The organism is Rhodanobacter terrae (assembly GCF_042657005.1).
GTDB classification, from domain to species: Bacteria; Pseudomonadota; Gammaproteobacteria; order Xanthomonadales; family Rhodanobacteraceae; genus Rhodanobacter; species Rhodanobacter terrae.
In genome coordinates this window covers 17,666-40,829 of the sequence record NZ_JBHSNG010000029.1, presented here as the reverse complement: position 1 = coordinate 40,829, position 23,164 = coordinate 17,666, and the positions used below count along the sequence as shown (strand labels likewise).

20 protein-coding genes are annotated in these 23,164 nt (G+C 65.6%); 12 read left to right on the top strand and 8 right to left on the bottom strand.

Features of this window, described 5'->3' with window-relative positions; translation table 11 throughout:
* Positions 1 to 41 precede the first annotated feature (41 nt).
* Complete coding sequence (locus ACFPPB_RS18060; protein ID WP_377329657.1) at positions 42 to 1,043, top strand: polyprenyl synthetase family protein; 1,002 nt, start codon at positions 42 to 44, stop codon at positions 1,041 to 1,043.
* 166 nt (positions 1,044 to 1,209) lie between these two features.
* Positions 1,210 to 1,560 carry a cupin domain-containing protein gene (locus tag ACFPPB_RS18055; protein ID WP_377329655.1) on the top strand — a complete coding sequence of 117 codons (351 nt, stop codon included), beginning with the start codon at positions 1,210 to 1,212 and terminating at the stop codon, positions 1,558 to 1,560.
* 114 nt (positions 1,561 to 1,674) lie between these two features.
* On the opposite strand, the gene ACFPPB_RS18050 is transcribed toward ACFPPB_RS18055, so the two are convergent.
* The 3 genes from ACFPPB_RS18050 to ubiH are packed head-to-tail and all read right to left on the bottom strand — an operon-like array spanning position 1,675 to position 5,063.
* Positions 1,675 to 2,469: a dienelactone hydrolase family protein gene (locus ACFPPB_RS18050; RefSeq protein WP_377329653.1), complete on the bottom strand. Its 795-nt coding sequence runs from the start codon at positions 2,467 to 2,469 to the stop codon at positions 1,675 to 1,677.
* A gap of 57 nt (positions 2,470 to 2,526) precedes the next feature.
* Entirely contained in the window at positions 2,527 to 3,837 is a 1,311-nt protein-coding gene (locus ACFPPB_RS18045) for a UbiH/UbiF/VisC/COQ6 family ubiquinone biosynthesis hydroxylase (protein WP_377329651.1), read from the bottom strand.
* Complete coding sequence (gene ubiH, locus ACFPPB_RS18040; RefSeq protein WP_377329649.1) at positions 3,834 to 5,063, bottom strand: 2-octaprenyl-6-methoxyphenyl hydroxylase; 1,230 nt, start codon at positions 5,061 to 5,063, stop codon at positions 3,834 to 3,836. Before ubiH ends, ACFPPB_RS18045 begins: the two co-directional genes overlap by 4 nt.
* Before the next feature lie 88 nt (positions 5,064 to 5,151).
* On the opposite strand from ubiH, the gene ACFPPB_RS18035 reads away from it, so the two are divergent.
* The 9 genes from ACFPPB_RS18035 (at position 5,152) to ACFPPB_RS17995 (ending at position 14,462) form a co-directional block, all read left to right on the top strand.
* Positions 5,152 to 5,763, top strand: coding sequence for a hypothetical protein (locus ACFPPB_RS18035; RefSeq protein WP_377329647.1), 612 nt, complete (start codon positions 5,152 to 5,154; stop codon positions 5,761 to 5,763).
* Positions 5,764 to 5,782: 19 nt separating this feature from the next.
* The gene (locus tag ACFPPB_RS18030) at positions 5,783 to 6,355 is read left to right on the top strand and encodes a cob(I)yrinic acid a,c-diamide adenosyltransferase (RefSeq protein ID WP_377329646.1); all 573 of its coding nucleotides are present in this window, start codon (positions 5,783 to 5,785) and stop codon (positions 6,353 to 6,355) included.
* Positions 6,356 to 6,363: 8 nt separating this feature from the next.
* Positions 6,364 to 7,287, top strand: coding sequence for a histone deacetylase family protein (locus ACFPPB_RS18025; protein WP_377329644.1), 924 nt, complete (start codon positions 6,364 to 6,366; stop codon positions 7,285 to 7,287).
* 254 nt (positions 7,288 to 7,541) lie between these two features.
* Positions 7,542 to 9,920: an LPS-assembly protein LptD gene (locus ACFPPB_RS18020; protein ID WP_377329643.1), complete on the top strand. Its 2,379-nt coding sequence runs from the start codon at positions 7,542 to 7,544 to the stop codon at positions 9,918 to 9,920.
* Positions 9,921 to 9,954: 34 nt separating this feature from the next.
* The gene (locus ACFPPB_RS18015; protein WP_377329641.1) at positions 9,955 to 11,298 is read left to right on the top strand and encodes a peptidylprolyl isomerase; all 1,344 of its coding nucleotides are present in this window, start codon (positions 9,955 to 9,957) and stop codon (positions 11,296 to 11,298) included.
* 14 nt (positions 11,299 to 11,312) lie between these two features.
* A complete protein-coding gene (gene pdxA / locus ACFPPB_RS18010; protein WP_377329639.1) occupies positions 11,313 to 12,359 on the top strand; it encodes a 4-hydroxythreonine-4-phosphate dehydrogenase PdxA in 1,047 nt (348 codons plus the stop codon).
* On the top strand, positions 12,356 to 13,144 hold the full coding sequence (rsmA, locus tag ACFPPB_RS18005) for a 16S rRNA (adenine(1518)-N(6)/adenine(1519)-N(6))-dimethyltransferase RsmA (protein ID WP_377329637.1): 789 nt from the start codon (positions 12,356 to 12,358) through the stop codon (positions 13,142 to 13,144). The genes pdxA and rsmA overlap by 4 nt, the downstream gene beginning before the upstream one ends.
* Before the next feature lie 67 nt (positions 13,145 to 13,211).
* Positions 13,212 to 13,595 (top strand): Co2+/Mg2+ efflux protein ApaG, encoded by a 384-nt coding sequence (gene apaG, locus ACFPPB_RS18000; RefSeq protein WP_377329635.1) that lies wholly within the window; start codon positions 13,212 to 13,214, stop codon positions 13,593 to 13,595.
* Between the two features lie 15 nt (positions 13,596 to 13,610).
* Positions 13,611 to 14,462: a symmetrical bis(5'-nucleosyl)-tetraphosphatase gene (locus tag ACFPPB_RS17995; protein WP_377329634.1), complete on the top strand. Its 852-nt coding sequence runs from the start codon at positions 13,611 to 13,613 to the stop codon at positions 14,460 to 14,462.
* A 94-nt stretch (positions 14,463 to 14,556) separates the two neighbouring features.
* On the opposite strand, the gene secA is transcribed toward ACFPPB_RS17995, so the two are convergent.
* On the bottom strand, positions 14,557 to 17,292 hold the full coding sequence (gene secA / locus ACFPPB_RS17990) for a preprotein translocase subunit SecA (protein ID WP_377329632.1): 2,736 nt from the start codon (positions 17,290 to 17,292) through the stop codon (positions 14,557 to 14,559).
* 249 nt (positions 17,293 to 17,541) lie between these two features.
* Entirely contained in the window at positions 17,542 to 18,471 is a 930-nt protein-coding gene (locus ACFPPB_RS17985; RefSeq protein ID WP_377329630.1) for a M23 family metallopeptidase, read from the bottom strand.
* Positions 18,472 to 18,497: 26 nt separating this feature from the next.
* Here ACFPPB_RS17985 and ACFPPB_RS17980 point away from each other — a divergent pair, with 26 nt between their 5' ends.
* Positions 18,498 to 18,980 carry a DciA family protein gene (locus ACFPPB_RS17980; protein ID WP_377329629.1) on the top strand — a complete coding sequence of 161 codons (483 nt, stop codon included), beginning with the start codon at positions 18,498 to 18,500 and terminating at the stop codon, positions 18,978 to 18,980.
* Positions 18,981 to 19,206: 226 nt separating this feature from the next.
* Here the strand turns inward: ACFPPB_RS17980 and lpxC are convergent, their stop codons facing one another.
* From lpxC to ftsA, 3 genes are all read right to left on the bottom strand, one after another.
* Positions 19,207 to 20,121 carry a UDP-3-O-acyl-N-acetylglucosamine deacetylase gene (gene lpxC / locus ACFPPB_RS17975; RefSeq protein WP_377329627.1) on the bottom strand — a complete coding sequence of 305 codons (915 nt, stop codon included), beginning with the start codon at positions 20,119 to 20,121 and terminating at the stop codon, positions 19,207 to 19,209.
* Between the two features lie 489 nt (positions 20,122 to 20,610).
* Positions 20,611 to 21,801 (bottom strand): cell division protein FtsZ, encoded by a 1,191-nt coding sequence (gene ftsZ, locus ACFPPB_RS17970; protein WP_377329625.1) that lies wholly within the window; start codon positions 21,799 to 21,801, stop codon positions 20,611 to 20,613.
* Positions 21,802 to 21,931: 130 nt separating this feature from the next.
* Entirely contained in the window at positions 21,932 to 23,164 is a 1,233-nt protein-coding gene (gene ftsA, locus ACFPPB_RS17965; protein ID WP_377329623.1) for a cell division protein FtsA, read from the bottom strand.

The following is a 23,164-nucleotide window of genomic DNA, read 5'->3' as shown; positions in this document are numbered from 1 at the left end:
ACGGCCTTATAATCGCAACGATACGCCGCCTTGAAGCCTCCATGACCCTGATGCCCGCCGACGCCAGCCGCCCTGCCGACTTCGCCCATGTGCGTGACCTCGCCGCTGCCGACATGCAACGCGTCGACGCGCTGATCCGCCAGCGGCTGTCCTCCCACGTGGTGCTGATCAACCAGATCGCCGACCACATCATCGCCAGCGGCGGCAAGCGGTTGCGCCCGATGCTGCACGTGCTGGCCGCCGGTGCCGCCGGCTACACCGGCGAGCAGCAGATCAAGCTGGCGGCGGTGATCGAATTCATCCACACCTCGACCCTGCTGCACGACGATGTGGTCGACGAATCCGACCTGCGCCGCGGCCGCAAGACCGCCAACGCGCTGTGGGGCAACGCCGCCAGCGTGCTGGTCGGCGATTTCCTGTATTCGCGCTCGTTCCAGCTGATGGTGGAACTGGATGACATGCGCATCATGCGCATCCTCGCCGACACCACCAACACGATCGCCGAGGGCGAGGTGCTGCAGCTGCTCAACATCGGCAACGCCGACGTCAGCGAAGCAGCCTACCTGGCCGTGATCGAGCGCAAGACGGCGGTGCTGTTCGCGGCCGCCACCGAACTCGGCGGCATCCTCGGCGGCCTGCCGGAAATCCAGGTGGCCGCACTGCGCCGCTATGGCATGGAGCTCGGCTACGCGTTCCAGATCGCCGACGACTTGCTGGACTACCTCGGCGACGCCGGCACCCTGGGCAAGAACATCGGCGACGACCTGGCCGAGGGCAAGCCGACGCTGCCGCTGATCTACGCGCTGGAAAAGGCGAACCCCGAACAGGCGCAATCGCTACGCCATGCGATCGAACACGGCGGGCTCGACTCGCTCGACCGCATCATCGCCTCGATCCGCGATTCCGGCGCGCTGGAACGCACGCGCGACCGTGCGTTGATGCACGCACAGGCCGCACGCGAGGCGTTGTCGGCACTGCCCGCCTCGGCCTATCGCGACGCGCTGGCGACGCTGACCGACTATTCGGTGCAGCGCGCGTTCTGATTCACGCTTTTTTGGCAGCGCCCCAAGGCGGACGATCTCGCGACGGGCCCGGCGTCGGCAATGCGCCTGACAATTCATGCGAGCCGAAACCGTTTCGCGGCCGGGCCAGGGAGAGATGCCGGGTACCATGGCATGCATGCCCCACCTCGCCGATCGGAACACGCGCATGAAAGTGATCAATCTTGCCGAAAAGCTCTCGACATTCTCCGGACACTGGCAACCCCGAGTCGTCGGCCAGTTCAATGGCCACGACCTCATGGTCGTCAAGGTCAAGGGCGAATTCGTCTGGCACAAGCATGACGACACGGACGATTTCTTCCTCGTCCTCCACGGCCGCCTGACGATCCGCATGCGGGACGGAGACGTCACGCTCGGTCCCGGCGAGGTCTTCGTCGTTCCCAAGGGTGTGGAGCATTGCCCTGTTGCGGAAGAAGAAGCGCACCTCCTCCTCATCGAACCCTCGGGCACCCCAAACACCGGAAACGCCGAAACCGCAGCGCCTCGGCGCGTCGTCTAGCACGGCAATCGCGAAAGATACCCGCCCGCCCATCGCGCGGACCCGCACCCGGCCCCACGCAGCCGGGTCGGCAAAAAGGGCGGTGCGACCGCCGGGCCGTCCCGGCACTCCGGCTCAGTTCGTACCGGCGAACGCGTGATCCAGCCAGTCGTGCATCAGCCGGTAGCTGCGCGTGGCGGCGCGTTCGTCGTAGCGGCAACCCGGCGAATTTTCGCCCACCTCGGTGAAGCAGTGCACGGCATTGCCGATCACCACGAACTGCCAGTCGGCCGGACTGGCGCGCATCTCGTCCATGAACTTGTCCGCATCCGGCATGGTGCCCTTGTCGTCGGCACCGTTCATCGCCAGCACGCGGGCCTTGATGTGTTTCGCCAGCGCCGGGTCGTCGGTGGTCAGGCCGCCATGGAACGACACCACCGCGGCGACGTCCGCGCCGCTGCGCGCGAGATCCAGCACCGCCGAACCGCCGAAGCAGAAGCCGATCGCGCCCAGCTTGCCGGCGTCGATCGGCGCACTGGCGACCTGCGCCCTCAGCTGGGCCAGCGCCTCGTCGATCCGCTTGCGCATCAGCGCACGATCGCCGTACAGCGGTTTCACCGCCGCCTTCGCCTGGTCGGCGTTGCCCTGCTGCGGGCGCACGCCGGCACCGTACATATCGGTGAGCAGGATGACGTAGTCCCTGCCTGCGATCATCTCGGCCTTCTGCACGGCCGCCTCGTTGATGCCGTACCAGTTCGGCACCATCACCAGGCCGGGCCGTTTCGCGGTCGTCGCATCGTCATAGACCAGCACGCTGTGGAAGCGCGTGCCGTCCAGGGTCCATTCCACCGGCCGCTGCACCATCTTCGCCTGCGCGGCGAAACTGGTGCCGGCAAACAACAGCAAACCGCAAAGTCGGGCAATGCGCATGGTGAATCCTCCGATGAATCCGCGGGTTCCTCCCCTGCTTGCAGGGAAGAGTGAAATTCAGAATCCGGCAGCGTGTTCCGAAAGGCGCCGCTTCAGCGGAGCCAGGTGATCGAGCAGTCGTACGCCGAGCCCGCGTGCGGCGACCAGCGCCGGTGATTGCCACGCGTAGATGCGCGCCAGTGCATCGAAGCCCAGCGCATCCAGTGTATCGGCGCTGCGCCGGCGGCGCGCATAGCGGCGCAGCACGTGGGCGGCGCCGATGTCGCGGCCCGCGGCGCGCGCGGCGACCAGCGTGTCGCGCAGCTCAGCCACGTCGCGCAGCCCCAGATTGACGCCTTGCCCGGCCAGCGGATGCACCGCGTGGGCGGCATCGCCCAGCAATACGAAGCGATCTGCCTGATAGCGTTCGGCCAGCTGCAGTTTCAACGGAAACGCCGCGCGCTTCGTGCTGCCGAGGATCCGGCCCAGCCGAAAATCGCTGGCGATGCCGAGCTCGTCGAGGAAAGCCTGGTCGTCCAGCGCCAATACGCGTTGGGCTTCGGCCTCGGGCAACGACCACACCAGCGAGCTGCGGCCGTCGGCCAGCGGCAGCAACGCCAGCGGCCCGCTAGACAGGAAGCGTTGCCAGGCCGTGTTCTCGTGCGGACGTTCGGTGCGGACGTGCGCGACCACCGCACGCTGCGCGTAGTCGCGGCCGTGCGTACCGATACCGGCCAGCTGGCGCAGCGGCGAAGCGGCGCCATCGGCGGCCACCAGCAACCTGGCAGTGAGTGTTTCGCCATCCGCCAGTTGCAACTGGATGCGATCCTCGCGCGCCTCGAAACCCTTCACCTCGGCCGGGCACAGCCGACGCACGCCGCACATGGATGTGCCAGTACCGCGGGCGCAGGCGACGGCAGGGATGCCGGAGTCAGAGCAATACAGGGAGCGATTGCCGGATGCGCCGGAGCTGCCGCCAGCCGCTTCCAGCGCCTGCCACAGCGCCCACTGCACCAGATTGTTCTCGACGATGTAGCCGAGCAGGTCGCGCCCCGCGCCGGTCGCGTCGAAATCGATCGCGGCGCCGCTCTCGGCATCCCATACATGCATGTGCGCATACGGGCCGGCGCGTGCATCGCGAATGCACGTCCAGACGCCCAGATCACCCAGCAGCGCCAGCGACGACGGCGCCAGTCCGACCACGCGCAAGTCCACTTCGTCGCTCGCATGCCACGCCGCCGGCGCACGCGCCTCCAGCAAGGCGGTGCTGAAACCGGCGCGCGCCAGCGCCAGCGCAGCGGCGGCACCGACCATGCCGCCACCGACCACGGCGACATCCAGTGCCGGCGCGCGGCGGCGGATCGAAGCCTCTTGTGCCGTCGTGTTCATGGCAGCCGCTCCAGCACGGCGTGCGGCGGCTCGCCGCGGAAACCCATGCCGCGCCGCGCCAGCGCGCGCTGCAGCGGCGGCACACGATCGCAGGCCAGCAACGCCAGCGAGCGCAGCGGCGCCAACAGCGGTTGCGGCAGGCAGGCCAGCCGCACCAGGCCATGACTCATCGCCATGGTGCCTTCGCGATCCGGCGTGCGCCGTGCGGCATAGTGTTCCAGCAGCTCGGCGGCGCCTGGGTCGGGGGAGACGGCTACCAGTTCGGCCAGCGTCAACGCATCGCGCAGACCCAGGTTGAAGCCTTGCGCACCGATCGGATGCACGGTCTGCGCGGCATTGCCGACCAGCACGGCACGGGGCCCGATCAGCTGTGCGGCCGCGACGCGGTGGATGGCGTACGGGTGCCGTTTGCCAGGCCGGTTCAGCCGACCCAGCCGCCAGCCGAAACGCCGTTGCGCCAGTTCGATGAAGGCCGCATCGTCGAGCGCGGCGATCGCCTCCGCATCGTCGGCAGCCACGGTGAACACCAGCCCGCAGCGACGCTCGGCCAGCGGCAGCAGCGCGATCGGACCGTCGTCGGCGAAGCGTTCGTAGGCGCGGTTCGCGTGATGGCGTTCCGGGGTGATCGTGCAGACGAACAACGTCTGCTGGTAATCGTGATGTTCGGCCGCGATGCCGAGCTGCGTGCGCACGAACGAGCCGGTGCCATCGGCACCGACCAGCAGCGGCGTATCGAGGCTGCGCCGACCGTCCGGCGTGCCGATCTGCGCGCGCCAGCCGTCGGCTCGCGGTTCCAGTGCGGCCAGGGTGGCCGGTGCAAGCCGGGTGAGCCGGGTACATTCGTCGAGCCGACGCAGCAGGGCCGTGCCGAGTTCGCGGGCGGGCAGCGTCCAGCCCAATGCATCGACGCCTTGCCTGTCCGCATCGATGCGGGCGCTGCCGAATTCGCCGGCGCGGCTGACACGGATATGCCTGATCGGTGTGGCCTGCGCGGCGGCATGGCGCCATACGCCGATCGCGGCCAGCCCGTTGACGGTGGCGCGCGCCAGCGCAAGGTTGCGTTCGTCGTAGCTGGGCTGGGCGTCGGCGCGCGGCGCGGCGGTTTCGACCAGGGTGGCGGCGATGCCGGCCGCATCCAGTGCGATCGCCAGACTGGCGCCGACCAGGCCGCCGCCGACGATCAGGACGCCGGATGGGTTCGAGGCGCGGGATACGGGCACATTCATGCGTCGATGATACGCGGTGAGGCCGTCTGTGTTGCAGTGCATTGGGCTAGACTAGCGGTCTGTCCGGACACCCCCAATGGAACTCCTCATGGTCAAGACAACGGCCCAACGCCTCGGCATCCTTCTCGCGCTCGCCGTGCTGATGGCGGCTACCCGCACGCATCATTCGCTGCTGCATCATTTCGATGCGTTGCCGGATGCGTCCTGGGGGATCTTCTTCCTCGCCGGCTTCTGGCTGCGCGGTGCCGGTCGCTGGGCGTTCCCGCTGCTGATGGCCGAGGCGGTGCTGGTCGATTACCTGGTGATCAACGGCCAGGGCATCGACTTCTGGAGTCACTACTGCGTCTCGGTGGCCTACTGGTTCCTGATTCCGTCGTACTTCAGCCTGTGGCTGGGCGGCAGCTGGCTGGCGAAGCACCAGGCCGGCCTGCGCCTGCAGACGCTGGCGATGGCGGCCGTGGCGCTGGCGGTGAGCTGGGCGGCCTGCTACCTGGTCTCCAACGGCAGCTTCTACTGGCTGAGCAACAGCGTGCCGCTGCCGCGCAGCTTTGCGGCCTGGTTCGCCAACCTGGGCGACTGGTACCTGCCGTTCCTGCAGACCACCGCCTTGTATGTCGGTGTCGGTGCCGTGCTGCACGTGCTCGCGGTCCAGCTGACCCGGACCTTGAAGCACGCCGGGCAGCCCAACCTGCCGCACTGAACCGACGCGCCGAATCGCAATGGGCAACCGTCTCTCGAAGATCTACACACGCACCGGCGACGACGGCAGCACCGGCCTCGGCGACGGCTCGCGCGTGGGCAAAGACTCGTTGCGGGTCAGCGCTTACGGCACGGTGGACGAACTCAACAGCACGATCGGCATGATGCTGGCGGCCGACGGCGTCACCGACGACGTGCGCGAGGCGCTGACCCAGGTCCAGCACGACTTGTTCGACCTGGGCGGCGAGTTGTGCATCCCCGGCATGGCGATGGTCGAGGACAGCGATATCGACCGGCTGGAAAACATCCTGGACCGTCTCAACGAACCGTTACCGCCGCTGAAGGAGTTCATCCTGCCCGGTGGCGGCATGGCGGCGGCCTGCGGACACCTGGCGCGCACCGTATGCCGGCGTGCCGAGCGCGAAGTAATTGCGCTGGCACGCGCGGAAGACATCCGCAACCAGCCGCAGCGCTATCTGAACCGGCTGTCCGACCTGCTGTTCGTGATCTCGCGCGTACTGGCGCGCGCCAGCGGCCACGGCGAAGTGCTGTGGCAACATGAGCGCCGCCGCAAGCCCCAGGCTGCCGGGTAGGCTGCCGCATGCTGCGGCTATACACCCATTCCGCCTGCCTGCAGCACGATCCCGGCCCGGGACATGCCGAGCGTCCGGCGCGCCTGCGCGCCGTGCTGCAGGCGCTGGACCACGACCGCCATGCCGCGCTGGACCGGGTCGAGGCGCCGCGCGCCACTCGCGAACAACTGCTGCGGGTGCACAGCAACGCCCACGTCGAACACATCCTGGCCAGCGCCCCTCCGGAAGATGGCACGTATCGGCTGGACGAGGACACGGTGATGTCGCCCGGCTCGGTCGAGGCCGCCCTGCGCGCCGCCGGCGCCACGGTGGCCGCCGTGGATGCCGTACTGTCCGGCGCGGTCCGGCGCGCGTTCTGCGCGGTGCGCCCGCCCGGCCACCACGCCACCCGCGATCAGGCGATGGGCTTCTGCCTGTTCAACAACATCGCGGTGGCCGCCGCGCATGCACTGGCCGCGCACGGGCTGAAGCGGATCGCGATCGCCGACTTCGACGTGCATCACGGCAACGGCACACAAGCCATCTTCGAGCGCGAACCCCGCGTGCTGTTCGTTTCCAGTCACGAGTCGCCGCTGTATCCGGGCAGCGGGCACGAGGACGAGCGCGGCGTCGGCAATATCGTCAACGGTCCCTTGTCGCCCGGCGCCGGCTCGCAAGAGTTCCGCGAACTGTGGGACGGCGTATTGCTGCCCCGAATGCATGCGTTCAAGCCTCAGCTGGTACTGGTCTCGGCCGGTTTCGATGCACACCGCAACGATCCGCTGGCGAATATCCGGCTGGTCCAGGAAGACTATGCCTGGATCACCGAACGGCTGGCGGCACTGGCCGACACGCACGCCGAAGGCCGGCTGGTTTCCACGCTAGAAGGCGGCTACGACCTGGCGGCGCTGGCCGCCAGCGCGGCTGCACATGTCAATGCATTGATGGTCTAGAGACGCCCTGATCTATTCGGCACAGGCGGCATCACCCCATCATTATTTTTCAATCGGTTGGGGCCTGTGCCGAATAGATCAGGGCGTCCCTAGTTGCCAATGGCCCAGGTTCCGGGCATGTCGCCGCGCGTCATTCTGCTCAATTTCTGCTCACTCGCGCTGAACCGTTGTCCCGACCTGCAAGGTTTGCCTGCCGTATTAGGGGTCTTTCTGCTAGCTTAACGAGCCTTCAAAGTCGGCAGATTTCCATAGTGATGCCCAAGCTACCTCCACGCCGCCTGCTGGCGGTTGCCGCAGCACTTGCCCTGATCAGCGGCCAGGCCGACGCCAAGGGTGGCCACAGCCATCCCAAAACCTCGCTCGACGGCGCCGAACAGGCGTGTCCGCTGGGCTCGTTTCACTGCGCGCCGCGGCCGTACAACTACGCGATGTGCCGGCCCAATGCATTGCTGGAATTCTACGATCCCAGCCTCGGCAAGGACCCCAGCTTGCGCGAGACCAGCCCCACCCAGGTGCATGCGCAGCACGTGGACAGTTCCAACCAGTCGGTCTATCACCTGTCCGGCGACGTGAAACTGCAGCGCGCCGACCAGCAGCTGCAGGCCGATACCATCGATTACAACGACAGCACCACCGATTACGACGCCCGCGGCAACGTGCGCTACCAGGAGGCCGGGCAGTTGCTGGCCGGCACGCACATGCGCGGCAACACCGATGCCAGCCGCGGCATCGCCGACGACGTGCGCTACCAGATGCTCGATTCGCGGGGCAACGGCGTGGCCAGGCAGGGCCAGATGCTGGATGCGCTGCATACCCGTTATTCGGCGGCGACCTACTCCACCTGCGACGTCGGCCATCACCTGTGGGAGTTCCGCGCCAAGTCGATCACCATCGACAAGGACACCGGCGTCGGCGTGGCGCGCAACGCCACCATGCGGCTCGGCAACGTGCCGTTCCTGTACCTGCCGTATTTCACCTTCCCGACGGACGACCGGCGCAAGAGCGGTTTCCTGTATCCGACCATCGGCAACACCAGCCGCTCCGGGTTCGAGATCAGCACGCCGTATTACCTGAACCTGGCGCCCAACTACGACGCCACGCTGGATCCGCGCATCTACAGCGACCGCGGCGCGATGCTGGCCGGCGAATTCCGCTATCTGATACCGGGCAGCAACGGCCAGCTCAACCTGGAATATGTGCCGCACGATCACGGCGACAACGATGGCCTGGCCAATACCAAGGGCGATTCGCGCTACCTGGTCAACTTCTCCGACCGTACGGCGCTGTGGCAAGGCTGGCAGTTCGTGGGTTCGTACAACCACGCGTCGGACAGCAGCTACCTGTACGACTACGGCAATGCGCTGTCCCACGCCGCGGTCTATACGTTGGCGTCCAACGCCGCGATCATGGGTGGCGGCAAGTGGTGGAACGCCTCGTTCGGCGGCACCATCTACCAGAACACGAACCCGTTCGTGAACGCCAACGGGTTGCCGTACAAGCAGCTGCCGTACGCGAACTTCAGCATGAACCTGCCGTTGTCGCGCTGGCTGGAATTTGGCATGGACACCTCGGCAGCGGCGTTCCGCAAAGCCGGCTTCGTCGAGGGCCAGCGCGAGGATATCTATCCCTACCTGGCGGCGGATTTCGGCACTTCGGCGTGGTTCGTGCGACCGAAGGTCGCCTATCGCTACACCGCCTACCAGCTGAGCGGTGGCTATCAGGATTACGGCTACGGCGGACTGCTGGGCAGCGGCGGTGTCACCCCGTTCGACCAGAAGTCGCCAAGCCGCGCTCTGCCGGTGGTCAGCCTCGACAGCGGGCTGGTGTTCGATCGCAGCACCTCGCTGTTCGGCGACAACTACACGCAGACCCTGGAACCTCGGCTGTACTACCTGTATGTGCCGTACCGCAACCAGGACAACCTGCCGCTGTTCGACACCAACCTGATGTCGTTCGACTACTGGCAGCTGTTCTCGACCAACCAGTTCTCCGGCGCAGACCGGCAGATGGATGCCAACAACCTCACCGCGGCGCTCACCACCCGCCTGCTCGACGACAGCGGCGTGGAGCGCGTGTCCGCCAGCATCGGCCAGATCCACTATTTCAGCCCGCAGAAGGTGTTGGGCACCGACTGGACCGGGTCGGCCTACGTGGCTCAGCTCGACGTACAGCTCAGCGACCGCTGGCGCCTGAACAGCTCCTACCAGTGGAGCCCGAACACCCGCCTAACCGACATGGCTGCGCTGGAACTGCAGCGCCGCCTGGGTACGGACGGCATCCTCAACTTCTCGTACCGCTACCGTCGCGGGCTGCTGGAACAATACAGCGCATCCGCGGTCTACCCGATATCCGAACGCTGGCGCCTGGTGGGATCGTGGACTTATTCGGTCGTGGACCGCGAGACCATCGACGCCCTGGCCGGCGTGGAATACGACAGCTGCTGCGTGTCGCTGCGGCTGGTCGACCGCAACTATGTCAACCAGAGCTACTACGGTTTCGGCCCGGCTCCCACTGGCAGCAATATCAACCGTCGCGACAACGCGATCATGTTCGAAGTGGTTTTCAAGGGGCTGGGCTCCTCCGGCGGCCAAATCGATCCACTGCTGCGCCGTGATATTCTCGGCTATCAATAAACGCATTCGCCCCGGCGATTCAGGCTTTCCATCGATGAAGCAATCCATTGCATCTCTCCTGCTCGCGCTCGCGATCATGCTCCCCGCCCATGCCCAGATGCTGACACCGGCCGCGCCGGCCACCCAGCCGCTGGATCGCATCGTGGCCGTCGTCAACGACGACGTGATCCTGCAGAGCGAACTGAACAGCGCCGTGGCCTCGGTACAGCAGCAATATGCCGGCCATGCCGACCAGCTGCCGCCGATGAACGTGCTGCAGCAGCAGGTGCTCGATCGCGTGGTGCTGATGCGCCTGCAGATCCAGAAAGCGCAGGATCAGGGCATCCACGTCTCCGACGCCGATGTCGACCAGGCGATCCAGGGCGTGGCTCAGCAAAACAAGCTCACCCCCGAGGAGCTGCGCGCCCAGGTGGAGCAGAGCGGCGCCAGCTTTGCCGCGTTCCGCCAGCAGTTGAGTGACCAGATCACTGTGCAGCGGCTGCATCAAAGCGTGGTGCAGGATTCGGTCTCGGTCACCGACAGCGAGATCGACAACCTGCTCAGCAGCCCCACCTACAAGGCCGGTGAAGTACATCTGGCGCACATCCAGATCAGCATCCCCGGCGGCGCCGACGCGGCCGCGATCCAGGCCAGCCAGGGCAAGGCCGAGCAGGCGCTTGCCGCGATCAAGGGCGGCATGGACTTCAACGCCGCGGCGATCCGCTACTCCGATGCGCCCGATGCGCTGGATGGCGGCGACCTCGGCTGGCGGCGGATGGACGAGATCCCGGCCGCCTTCGCCGACACGATCGGCTCGATGAAGCCCGGCGAGGTCAGCCCGGCGCTGCGCGGTCCGACCGGCTTCCACATCCTCAAACTGATCGACCAGCGCCAGAGCAGCCGCAAGGTGGTCACCGAATTCCATGCGCGGCAGATCCTGATCAAGCCGAGCGAACTGGTGACGCCAGCGCAGGCCGAGCAGAAGGCGAAGGATCTGTACAACCGCATCGCCAACAAGCACGAGGACTTTGCCACCCTGGCGAAGGAAAATTCCAAGGACGACACCACCGCCAACGTGGGCGGCGACATGGGCTGGTTTCAGCCGCAGGCATGGGGCGCGATCATCGGCAACAAGCTGGCCGAGCTGAAGGACAACGAAGTGTCGCAGCCGTTCCAGAGCCAGGCCGGCTGGCACATCCTGCAGCGACTCGGCTCGCGCGAAAGCGACCAGACCGCGCAGATCGAGCGCGATCAGGCCCGTCAGGCGATCGGCACCCGCAAGTCCGAGCAGGTCTACGACGACTATCTGCGCGACCTGCGCTCCAACGCCTATATCAACATCCTGGTGCCGGAGTTGCGCGATACCGACACCCAGGCCGCCGCCGGCACTTCGCCGTAAGCTGATTGAACACCATGCCTCTGCCCCGGCTCGCGGTCACCGCCGGCGAGCCCGCGGGCATCGGCCCGGAACTGCTGATCCGCCTGGCTGCCACATCGCTGGCGGCCAGTCTGGTGGCGGTTGCCGACCGCCAGCTGCTGGAACGCGCAGCCGCGCGTTGCCGCGTGGCCATCGAACTGACTGACGACGACGGCAGCGCGCAGGCAGAACGCCGCCCCGGCAGTCTGCGCCTGCGGCACACACCGCTGGCGGTCGACGAAGCGCCCGGCCGACCCGATCCGCGCAATGCCAGGTATGTGCTCGATACGCTGGCCGAAGCGGCCGATGGCTGCATGGCCGGCCGCTACGACGCGGTGGTCACCGCGCCGCTGCAGAAATCCTCGATCAACGACGCCGGCATCCGTTTCAGCGGCCACACCGAATTCTTCGCCGAGCGCGCGCACGCCGATGTGGTGATGATGCTGGCGAGCCCGGAGCTGCGCGTGGCACTGGCGACCACCCATCTGCCGCTGGCGGCGGTTTCCGCCGCGATCACCCGTGTTTCGCTCATCCGCACGCTACGCATCGTGCACGCCGAACTGTGTGCGAAGTTCGGTATCGCCGCCCCGCGCATCGCGGTGCTGGGCATCAACCCGCATGCCGGCGAAGGCGGCCATCTCGGCCATGAGGAAATCGACACGCTGATTCCCGCACTGGATGCGCTGCGCAGCGAAGGCATGCTCCTGCTCGGGCCGCTGCCCGCCGACACGGCGTTCGTGCCGGCCCAGCGTCGCCGCTACGACGCCGTGCTGGCGATGTATCACGACCAGGCGTTGCCTGTGCTGAAAAGCGAGGCGTTCGACCGCACCGTCAACCTCACTCTCGGCCTTCCGTTCATCCGCACCTCGGTCGACCACGGCACCGCGCTGGATCTGGCCGGCACTGGCACCGCCGATCCGGCCAGCCTGATCGCCGCGGCGAACATGGCCTTGGAACTCGTGGCGCAACGCGCCACTCATCCATCCTCTCCCCCTCGGGGAGAGGAACGAGGTGAGGGGCCAACCTTGCGAAAGTCCCTATGAACGCCCGTCCCAAGAAAAGCTTCGGCCAGCACTTCCTGCACGATCGCCGCTACATCGAACGCATCGTCAGCGCCGTGGCGCCGCGGGCGGAAGATTTCGTGGTCGAGATCGGTCCCGGCGAAGGAGCGCTGACGCTGCCGTTGCTGGCTGTCGCCGGCAAGCTCACGGCGATCGAGCTGGATACCGATCTGATTCCCGGCCTGCGGGCGCGTGCCGCCGGCGTCGGCGAACTGCACGTACTCCACGCCGATGTATTGAAAGTGGACTTCAGCGCACTGGCGCATAGCCACGGCGTGCCGCGGCTGCGCATCGTCGGCAACCTGCCCTACTACATCTCCAGTCCCATCCTGTTCCACTGCGTCGAGCATGCCGCGGCGATCCAGGACATGCATTTCATGCTGCAGAAGGAAGTGGTCGACCGGATGGCCGCCGAGCCGGGCAGCAAGGTGTATGGACGGCTATCCGTGATGCTGCAGCTGGCCTGCCGGGTCGAGCCGCTGTTCAACGTGCCGCCGGAAGCGTTCCGGCCACCGCCGAAAGTGGAGTCCTCGGTGGTGCGGCTGCTGCCGCTGGAACCGCATGAACTGCATGACGCGCGACCCGAGCATGTCTACGCGGTGGTCAAGGCAGCGTTCGGCCAGCGGCGCAAGACGCTGGCCAACGCACTCAAGCAGTTGCTCGACAGCGACGCGATCCGCCGCGCCGACGTCGATCCCAAGGCCCGTGCCGAAACGCTGGCGCCCGCCGACTTCGTGCGCCTGGCCAAGGTCTACGGCAATCCTTGATGGCGAACATGCATCCCAATCGCCGCCGTCCCGCCCCATTCGCAGCGGCAGGCCTTACAATCCGGGCATGACTGAAAAATCTTCCTACACGATCGACGTGCAGGTCGAAACACGCTTCGTCCCCGATCAATCGAAGCCCGGTGACAATCGCTACGTTTTCGCCTACACCGTCACCCTGCACAATGCCGGCAAGATGCCGGCGCGCCTGCTCACCCGTCACTGGATGATCACCGATGCCAATGGCAAGGTGGAGGAAGTGACCGGCGACGGCGTGGTCGGCGAGCAGCCATGGATGCGTCCGGGCGACGATTACGAATACACCTCGGGCGCCGTGCTGGAAACTCCGGTGGGCACCATGGGCGGCAGCTACCAGATGCTGGCCGACGACGGCACGGAGTTCGAGGCAACCATTCCGACCTTCACCTTGTCCATTCCGCGCACGCTGCACTGATGGTCCTGCGCTGACATGGCTACGTACGCGATCGGCGACGTGCAGGGCTGCTATCCCGAATTGCAGCGCCTGCTCGACAAGCTGCGCTTCGATCCCGCACAGGATCAGCTGTGGTTCTGCGGCGACCTGGTCAACCGCGGCGGCCAGTCGCTGGAAACGCTGCGGCTGATCCACAGCCTGCGCGAGAACAGCGTGGTCACGCTGGGCAACCACGACCTCAGCCTGCTGGCGATCGCCCAGCGCCGTCAGGACGCACAGGCGCGGGTGAATCCCGAACTGCGCGAAGTGCTGTTCGCCGACGATGCCCCCGTGCTGTTCGAATGGCTGCGCTCACAGAAACTGCTGCACCACGACGAACGGCTCAACTGGACCATGGTGCATGCCGGCCTGGCGCCGATGTGGACCTTGCGGCAGGCCCAGAGATCCGCCGAGGACGTCGAGCGCGAACTGTCCAGCCCGCGTCATCCGCGCCTGCTGCGCAATCTGTTCGGCAACCGGCCTGCGGTATGGTCGACCCGCCTGCAGGGACTGGACCGTCAGCGCGCCACGATCAACACGATGACCCGGATGCGCTATTGCGACGTCAACGGCCGCATCGACTTCGAGGCCAAGGGCATTCCCGGCACGCAGAAGCCGGGGCTGTACCCGTGGTTCTCGGTACCCGGCATGCGCCGGCGCGATACGCGCATCGTCTGTGGTCACTGGTCCGCACTCGGCCGCTTTGCCGGTCTCGGCGTGCACGCGATCGATACCGGCTGCGTATGGGGCGGTCAACTCACCGCACTGCGGCTGGACAGCGAAGAACTGCAGTACTTCACGGTGAATGCCGAGCCGCACCGCAAGCGGCCGCCGGACGGCGAGGACTGAGAAGCAGAAATGAGCGAAGAGGAGTGAGTGGAGAGAGAAAGCTGCACAGCCCTCTCTCTTTTCTCACTCCTCTCCACTTATTCCTGCTTTTCGCTCAGGCCAGCTGGCCGTGGCAGTGCTTGTACTTCTTGCCCGAACCGCAGGGGCATGGCTCGTTGCGGCCCACCTTGGGGCCATCGTGCTGTGCCGGCGACTGTGCAAAGCCGATGCCGGCGCCGGCCGGCGCCTCCGCTTCGCCGCCGAACCCGCCAACCGGCGCACCGCCGCCAGTCGCCAGCATCTGCTTCTGCAGGCGGTCCGCCAGGCGCTGCTGCTCGGCTTCCATCGCGGCGACTTCCTCCTCGCTGCGAATGCGGATCCGCGCCAGCATCTGCACGACTTCGGCCTTGATCCGGTCGAGCATCTCGGAGAACAGCTTGAACGACTCGCGCTTGAACGCCTGCTTCGGATCCTGCTGCGCGTAGCCGACCAGATAGATGCCCTGGCGCAGGTAGTCCATGTTGGACAGGTGATCCTTCCAGGCGTTGTCGACCACGGTCAGCATGATGTGCTTTTCCAGCTGACGCATGGTGTCGGCGCCGATCTGCGCTTCCTTCGCCTGGAACAGCTCGTTCACCGCGCCGCGCACGTGATCGAGGACCATCCCGGCATCCAGCTCGCGCTGCTGCTCGACCCAGTGCTTCAGGTCCAGCGACAGGCCGAACGAACTTTCCAGCTCGCGGTCGAGGCCGGCCAGATCCCATTGCTCGTCGATGCTGTCGGCCGGCACATAGGCACGCGCCATGGTCTCCACCACGTCTTCGCGGATATCGGCCACGGTAGCCGAGACATCGTCGCCCTCGAGCAGTTCGTCGCGCTGGCGATAGATCACCTTGCGCTGGTCGTTGGCGACATCGTCGAATTCCAGCAGGTGCTTGCGGATGTCGAAGTTGTGCTGCTCGACCTTGCGCTGGGCCTTCTCGATCTGCCGGCTGATCATGCGGTCTTCCAGCGCGTCGTCGTCCTTCATGCCGAAGCGCTTCATCCAGCGCACCAGGCCCTCGCCGCCGAAGATGCGCAGCAGATTGTCTTCCAGCGACAGGTAGAAACGCGAGGAACCGGGATCGCCCTGGCGGCCGGAACGGCCGCGCAGCTGGTTGTCGATACGCCGCGATTCGTGCCGCTCGGTACCGATGATGTGCAGGCCGCCGGCGGCGAGCACCTGTTCGTGCAGCTTCTTCCACTCGGCCTTGATGCGCTGGCGATCCATTTCGCTGGCGTCTTCCGGCAGCGCCGCCAAAGCCACCTCCAGGCTGCCGCCGAGCACGATATCGGTGCCGCGACCGGCCATGTTGGTGGCGATGGTGACCTGCCCCGGCGCACCGGCCTGGGCCACGATGTGCGCCTCGCGCTCATGCTGCTTGGCGTTGAGCACTTCGTGCGCCACATTGGCCTTCTTCAGCATGCCCGACAGCAGCTCGGACACTTCGATCGAAGTGGTGCCGACCAGTACCGGCTGACCGCGCTTGTGGCAGTCCTTGATGTCCTCGATCACCGAGCGGTATTTCGGATCCTGGGAAAGGAAGATCATGTCCGAGTTGTCCACCCGGATCATCGGCTTGTGGGTGGGAATCACCACCACTTCCAGGCCATAGATGCTCTGGAATTCGAACGCCTCGGTATCGGCCGTGCCGGTCATGCCGGCCAGCTTCTTGTACATGCGGAACAGATTCTGGAACGTCACCGTGGCCAGGGTCTGATTCTCGCGCTGGATCGGCACGCCTTCCTTCGCCTCGACCGCCTGATGCAGGCCGTCGGACCAGCGCCGGCCGACCAGAGTGCGGCCGGTGAACTCGTCGACGATGACCACTTCGCCGTCGCGCACGATGTAATCCACGTCGCGCTGGTAGATGCCGTTGGCGCGCAGCGCGGCGTTGAGGTGATGCACCACCGCCAGATTCTTCGAATCGTACAGGCCGCTGTCCTGTTCGATCACGCCGGCCTCGCGCAGCAGCTCGTCGGCATGCTGCATGCCCTCTTCGGACAGGTGCACCTGCTTCTGCTTCTCGTCGACCCAGTAGTCGCCGCTGCCCTCTTCCTCGGTCTGCCGGATCATCCGCGGCACGATCTTGTTCACCGCCATGTACAGCTGCGGCGAGTCCTCGGCCGGCCCGGAGATGATCAGCGGCGTGCGCGCCTCGTCGATCAGGATCGAGTCGACCTCGTCGACGATCGCGTAGTGCAGGCCGCGCTGGTAGCGCTGCTCCTTGCTCAACGCCATGTTGTCGCGCAGGTAGTCGAAACCGAACTCGTTGTTGGTGCCGTAGGTGATGTCGGCGGCATACGCCGCATGCTTGTCGGCGTGATCCATGCCGGGATAGACCACGCCCACGTCCAGCCCGAGGAAGTTGTACAGCTTGCCCATCTGGGTGGAGTCGCGCCGGGCCAGGTAGTCGTTGACGGTGACTACATGCACGCCCTTGCCGGCTAGTGCATTGAGGTAGACCGGCAAGGTACCGACCAGGGTCTTGCCCTCGCCGGTGCGCATTTCGGCGATCTTGCCCTGATGCAGCACCATGCCGCCGATCATCTGCACGTCGTAATGACGCATGCCCAGGGTGCGCCTGGCCGCCTCGCGCACTACCGCAAACGCCTCCGGCAGCAGCTTGTCCAGCGACTCGCCGTTGACGACCCGCTGTTTGAACTCTTCGGTCTTGCCACGCAACGCCTCGTCGCTCAGCTTCTCGAATTCGGGCTCCAGCGCGTTGATGCGGTGAACGGTTCGGGAAAGCTGGCGCAATACGCGCTCGTTGCGGCTACCAAACAAGCTCGTCAGGGCACGATTGAACATCGGTCTTCCGGATTGGGGAACAGAATGCCCGCAACTGAGACGGGCCAATCGGGCATATTACTACATGCCCATAAAGGCAGGCCCATGAAGGCAGGCGCATGAATGCAGACCCAAGAAGGCCGACCCACGAGGGCACGCCAACCGAGGCATACCCGACAAGGCACTGCCGATCAGCGCACGCCATGCCAGCTATTCTGGATGGCGTCGGCCATGGCCGGATTCAAGGGATTGCCGGCCGGAAAGACGCCCTTACCGGCGGTTGCGTACAAAGGCGAGCGGATTGACCACGCGGCCGTCGTACCAGACCTCGAAATGCACGTGCGAGCCGGTCGAACGGCCGGTGGAACCGGCCTGGGCAAGCACGTCGCCTACCTGCACGTGCTGACCCGGATGCACATCCAGCGCGCTGTTGTGGGCGTAGCGGGTCATGTAGCCGTTGCCGTGGTCGACCTCGACCACATTACCGTAGCCACTGCGCACGCCGGCAAACGTCACCATGCCTTCCGCGACAGCATGTACCGGGGTGCCATACGGAGTGGCGATGTCGATGCCGGTATGTCGCTCCGAACGGCCGTCGAACGGATCCGCACGCGCACCGAAGTAGGATGAAATATAGCCCTGCACCGGCATCCCGGTCGGCTTCAGATTCGATTCGATCTTGGCATCCAGCAACAGACTCTGCAGTGCCGACAACTGTGCCTGCTGCAGGTCGAACTGGCTGGCCAGCTGGCCGATGCTGCTGTTCAGCGTCTGCGGCAGTGCGTAGGAACTGCTCCCGGCGTCCTCGACGCCGCCGACCGGGGGCTGCTGGTCGAAATTGAACTCGCCGTCATCGAGCTTGCCGACCTGAATCAGTCGTTCGCCCAGCGCGTTCAATCGGGTCGACTGGGCCTGCAACTGTCCCAGTTTCATGGCCAGAGCATCGAGGTCGCGCTGGGCATCCCGTCGCACGCCACCCAGCTGGCTGTTCTGCTGTCGGATCTGCTGCTGCAGGTCGTGGATTTCCGTCAGTGCCCGGTCGCGGGGACTGGCCACCACCAGCGCCAGCGCCACGCCCGCACCGATGCAGCCGAGCACGCCCAACGACAGCAATGACAACAATTTCCAGCGCAACCGTCGGTCTGCCAGATCGAGTGTTTTCGGCAGCTTCCTGGCATGTGATACGAGTATGATTTGCATGTCTTTCCAGAATCAATGTCGGCACCATGCAACGTGCGGCCCCAGCCATCTCCCGCCGCACCGGCAACGGACCGAAGTCCCTTGTCGAATGTGGCTCCTTCGCGACGCTGGCCCGAAAGGCCGGCGCGCTAGAAGCGCTGGATCGCGCACTGCGTCAGACGTTGCCATCGCCATTGCGCGAGCAGGTGCGATTCGCCAACCTGCACAACGACCGCCTCGTCTTTCTGGCGTCTTCACCGGCTTGGGCATCGCGCCTGCGCTTGATGCAGACACAGATCCTTGCCACCGCACATGCCATCGGCACACGCGCCAGTTCAGTCACCGTGAAAGTGGCCCCCCAACCACCGGTCGCAACAGCGCCGGACCGGTCGAAACCGCTTTCGCTCGCCGCAGCCACCCATCTCCGGGCCGCTGCCGCGTCATTCACAGACCCCGAATGGCGGGTACTGTTCCTCGAGCTGGCGTCCCTCGCCGAAACCGCTGATTCCCCGGACTCTGGAGCGGACTGAATCAGCCGGTCGCTCCGTATGCCCGCGCCGACGCGTCGTGCCGGCGCCGCTGATTTGTACAACGAGGGTGGGTTTATAGCATGCACAAAGTTAAGAAATAGCCCGATATGTCATCGTGGCGTGAAGCAAGCCGCGTTAACGATGCGCTCTTCGTCACAAGAAAAGCGGCCGTATCTCCCGATACGGCCGCTTTTCTGGGCACTTGCCGAGCCGTAGGTGGCGAGGCTCAGATCGCCTGCGCAGGGTGTGCGTAGGAGATCGGCGAAGTGGCCGGATCATCCTGGTAGCTGACTTCTTCCCAGGCCGAGGCGTCGGCCATCAGCGTGCGCAGCAGCTTGTTATTCAGTTCGTGGCCAGATTTGTGCGCATGGTAGGCGCCGATCAGGCTATGGCCGAGCAGGTACAGATCGCCGATCGCGTCGAGGATCTTGTGCTTGACGAACTCGTCCTCGTAGCGGAGGCCGTCTTCGTTCAGCACGCGGTAGTCATCCAGCACCACGGCGTTGTCCATCGAGCCGCCCAGCGCGAGGTTGTGTTCGCGCAGCATCTCGATGTCGCGCATGAAGCCGAAGGTGCGTGCGCGGCTCACTTCCTTGACGAAGGAAGTGGTGGAGAAGTCGATCTCGGCGCGCGAGGTGCGCTTGCTGATGATCGGATGGTTGAAGTCGATCGAGAAGCCTACCTTGAAGCCCTCGAACGGTTCGAAGCTGGCCCACTTGTCGCCTTCCTGCACTTTCACCGGCTTCTTGATGCGGATGAAGCGCTTGGCCACGTTCTGCTCTTCGATGCCGGCCGACTGCAGCAGGAACACGAAGGGACCGGCGCTGCCGTCCATGATCGGCACTTCCGGTGCGGACAGGTCGACATAAGCATTGTCGATACCGAGCCCGGCCATCGCCGAGAGCAGATGCTCGACCGTGGAGACGCGCGTGTCGCCGTCGACCAGCGTGGTCGACAATCGCGTATCACCGACGTTGTCCTGGCGAGCCCGAATGTCCACCGGCGGATCGAGGTCCGTGCGGCGGAATACGATGCCGGTATTCGGCGCCGCGGGACGCAAGGTCATGTACACCTTGTCACCCGTATGCAAACCGACACCGGTCGCCCGGATGATGTTCTTAAGCGTACGCTGCTTGATCATTGTTGTTGGTACCTGTGTAGGCAGCAGCCAATCAGGGGCGGATGCTAACACAGTTTTAACCTGTGATAAAAGCAAACCGTACCGTACAGTCTGATTAAACCTTCATGTTCCTTTCATCCTTGAAAGAAGTGGGCATCTGTAGCCTTTCTCCCGACAATCCGGCGAATCGACACAATGCCCCGTACCTGGGACGGGAGTCCGGTACAGGGCATCGGGCTGGTCGATACGGGCGGAACCCGCAACGGCCGGCCATGCGCCATCCTGACGCACAGTCTTGCTGCTACACCTGCGAACGATCGGCCGGATCAGGTCAACCCCCGACCACACAGCTCAATCCACCCGCTCCCTCTGCGCTAGCCATGACGCGGCAACGCGGCACCCGCCCCGACGGTGGACAACCGGAACCGGTGGGGCGCGCTGGATAGAGTGACCCGCCTAACGGGCATTCGTTCAATATTTTCGCATCTCCTTAACTTGCACCCTCTGTCATCAGTCGGCCTGGCGGCGCAGGAACGCCGGAATATCCAGGTAGTCGAAGCCTGGCTCCGCATTCTTCGCCGGTGCGGAAGATTCCGCCCGGCTATGGCTGCTGATCGTCATCTCCGGCTGTGCATAGTCGACCACCTCGTTGCCGGTACCGGTACGCAGCACCACCGGACGCGGGCGCATCTGCACCTGCTGCGTCTCGACCATGCGGATCGGCGGCTGCTGGCGCGATGCGTTGGCACGGTTGAGGCCGGTGGCCACCACGGTGACGCGGACATCGTCCTTCATTTCCGGATCGAGCGAGGTACCGATCACCACGGTGGCATCTTCGCTGGCGAAGTCGTGGATGATACGGCCGATTTCGTCGAATTCGCGCATGGTCAGGTTCGGACCGGCGGTGACGTTGACCAGGATGCCGCAGGCGCCGTTGAGGTTGACGTCCTCCAGCAGCGGGTTCTTGATCGCCGCCTCGGCCGCCGCCTGCGCGCGGTCGTCGCCGCGGGCGGTGCCCGAGCCCATCATCGCCAGGCCCATTTCGGACATCACGGTACGTACGTCGGCGAAGTCGACGTTGATCAGGCCCGGGGCGGTGATCAGGTCGGCGATGCCCTGCACGGCGCCTTGCAGCACATCGTTGGCCGCCTTGAATGCGTTCAGCAATGTCACGTCGCGGCCCAGCACGCTGAGCAGCTTCTCGTTTGGCACGGTGATCAGCGAGTCGACATGCTGCGACAGGTCCTCGATGCCCTTCAACGCGACCTGCATGCGCCGGCGCCCCTCGAACGGGAACGGCTTGGTCACCACCGCCACGGTGAGGATGCCCTTCTCCTTGGCCAGCTGCGCCACCACCGGCGCCGCGCCGGTACCGGTACCGCCGCCCATGCCGGCGGTGATGAACACCATGTCGGCGCCCTCTAGCATCGCCTCGATCCGTTCGCGGTCCTCCAGCGCGGCCTGCCGGCCGACCTCGGGGTTCGCGCCGGCGCCCAGACCCTTGGTCACGTTGCCACCGAGCTGCAGGTGGGTACGCGAACCGCAGCTGGTCATCGCCTGCGCATCGGTATTGGCGACGATGAACTCGACGCCTTCGATATTGGAATTGAGCATGTGAGCCACGGCATTGCCGCCGCCGCCGCCCACGCCGATCACCTTGATGACTGCATTGGGTGCGAGTTTATCGATCAGTTCAAACATTTCCCGTCCTCCGTAGAGTTGTTGTCGTTGTAACCAGGGATCGCGACTCCTGTCGGTCCGTGGTGGTGGGCGGATGTCCCTCCGCCCGAAGCAACGCGTCCTGCGTCGCCCAAAAATCAGAAACCGGCCATCAAAAATTCTTGGTGATCCAGCCACGCAACTTGCCGACCAGACCGCCGACGCTGCCGCCCGCCGGCCCGCCGGCCCTTACGCTGCCGGCGCGCGCGCCATGCAGCAGCAAGCCCACGCCGGTGGCGTGCAGCGGGCTGGACACGACCTCGCCCAGGCCCTCGATCTGCTGCGGCACGCCGATGCGGACCATCTTGTGGAAGATCTCCTCGGCCAGCTCGAGCGCGCCCTCCATCTTGGAAGCGCCGCCGGTCAGCACCACGCCGGCCGCGACCAGGCTCTCGTAGCCGGAGCGGCGCAGCTGGTCCTGCACCATTTCGAAAATTTCCTCGTAGCGCGCCTGCACGCTCTGCGCCAGCGACTGCCGCGCGAGCCGGCGCGGCGGACGATCGCCCACGCTGGGTACCTGGATGGTTTCCTCGGCATGCGCCAGCCCGGTCTGCGCGCAGGCGTACTTGATCTTGATTTCCTCGGCGTGCGCGGTCGGCGTGTGCACGCCGTAGGCAATGTCGCTGGTGACCTGGTCGCCGCCGACCGGCAGCGAGGCGGTATAGCGGATCGAACCCTGCGTATAGATCGCGATGTCGGTGGTGCCGGCGCCGATGTCTACCAGGCACACGCCCAGCTCGCGCTCGTCGTCGGTCAGCACCGCCTTGGCGCTGGCCAGCGCCGAGGGCACCAGTTCGTCCACGGTCAGGCCGCAGCGCTGGATGCACTTGCTGATGTTCTGCACCGCCGCCGCCGCGCCGGTGACCAGGTGCACGTTCGCCTCCAGCCGCACGCCGCTCATGCCGACCGGGGAGCGGATGCCGTCCTGGCCGTCGATGCGATATTCCTGCGATTCCTTGTAGAGCACCTTGCGATCGGCCGGGATCGCCACCGCGCTGGCCGCCTCCAGCACCTGCTCCAGGTCGCCGGCGGTGACCTCGCGGTCGCGGATCGCCGCGTTGCCGTGCGAGTTGCGGGTTTCCAGATGGCTGCCGGAGATCGACGCATACACCGAACGGATGTCGCAGCCCGCCATCAGCTCGGCCTCCTCCACTGCCCGCTGGATCGAGTGCACGGTCGATTCGATGTCGACCACCGAGCCCCGCTTCATGCCGCGCGAGACGTGGGTGCCGATGCCGATCACCGTGATCGGTTCGCCCGGTTCGTACTCGCCCACGATCGCCACCACCTTCGAGGTGCCGATATCGAGGCCGACCACCAGCTGCTTGTCGTTGCGCGATTTCAT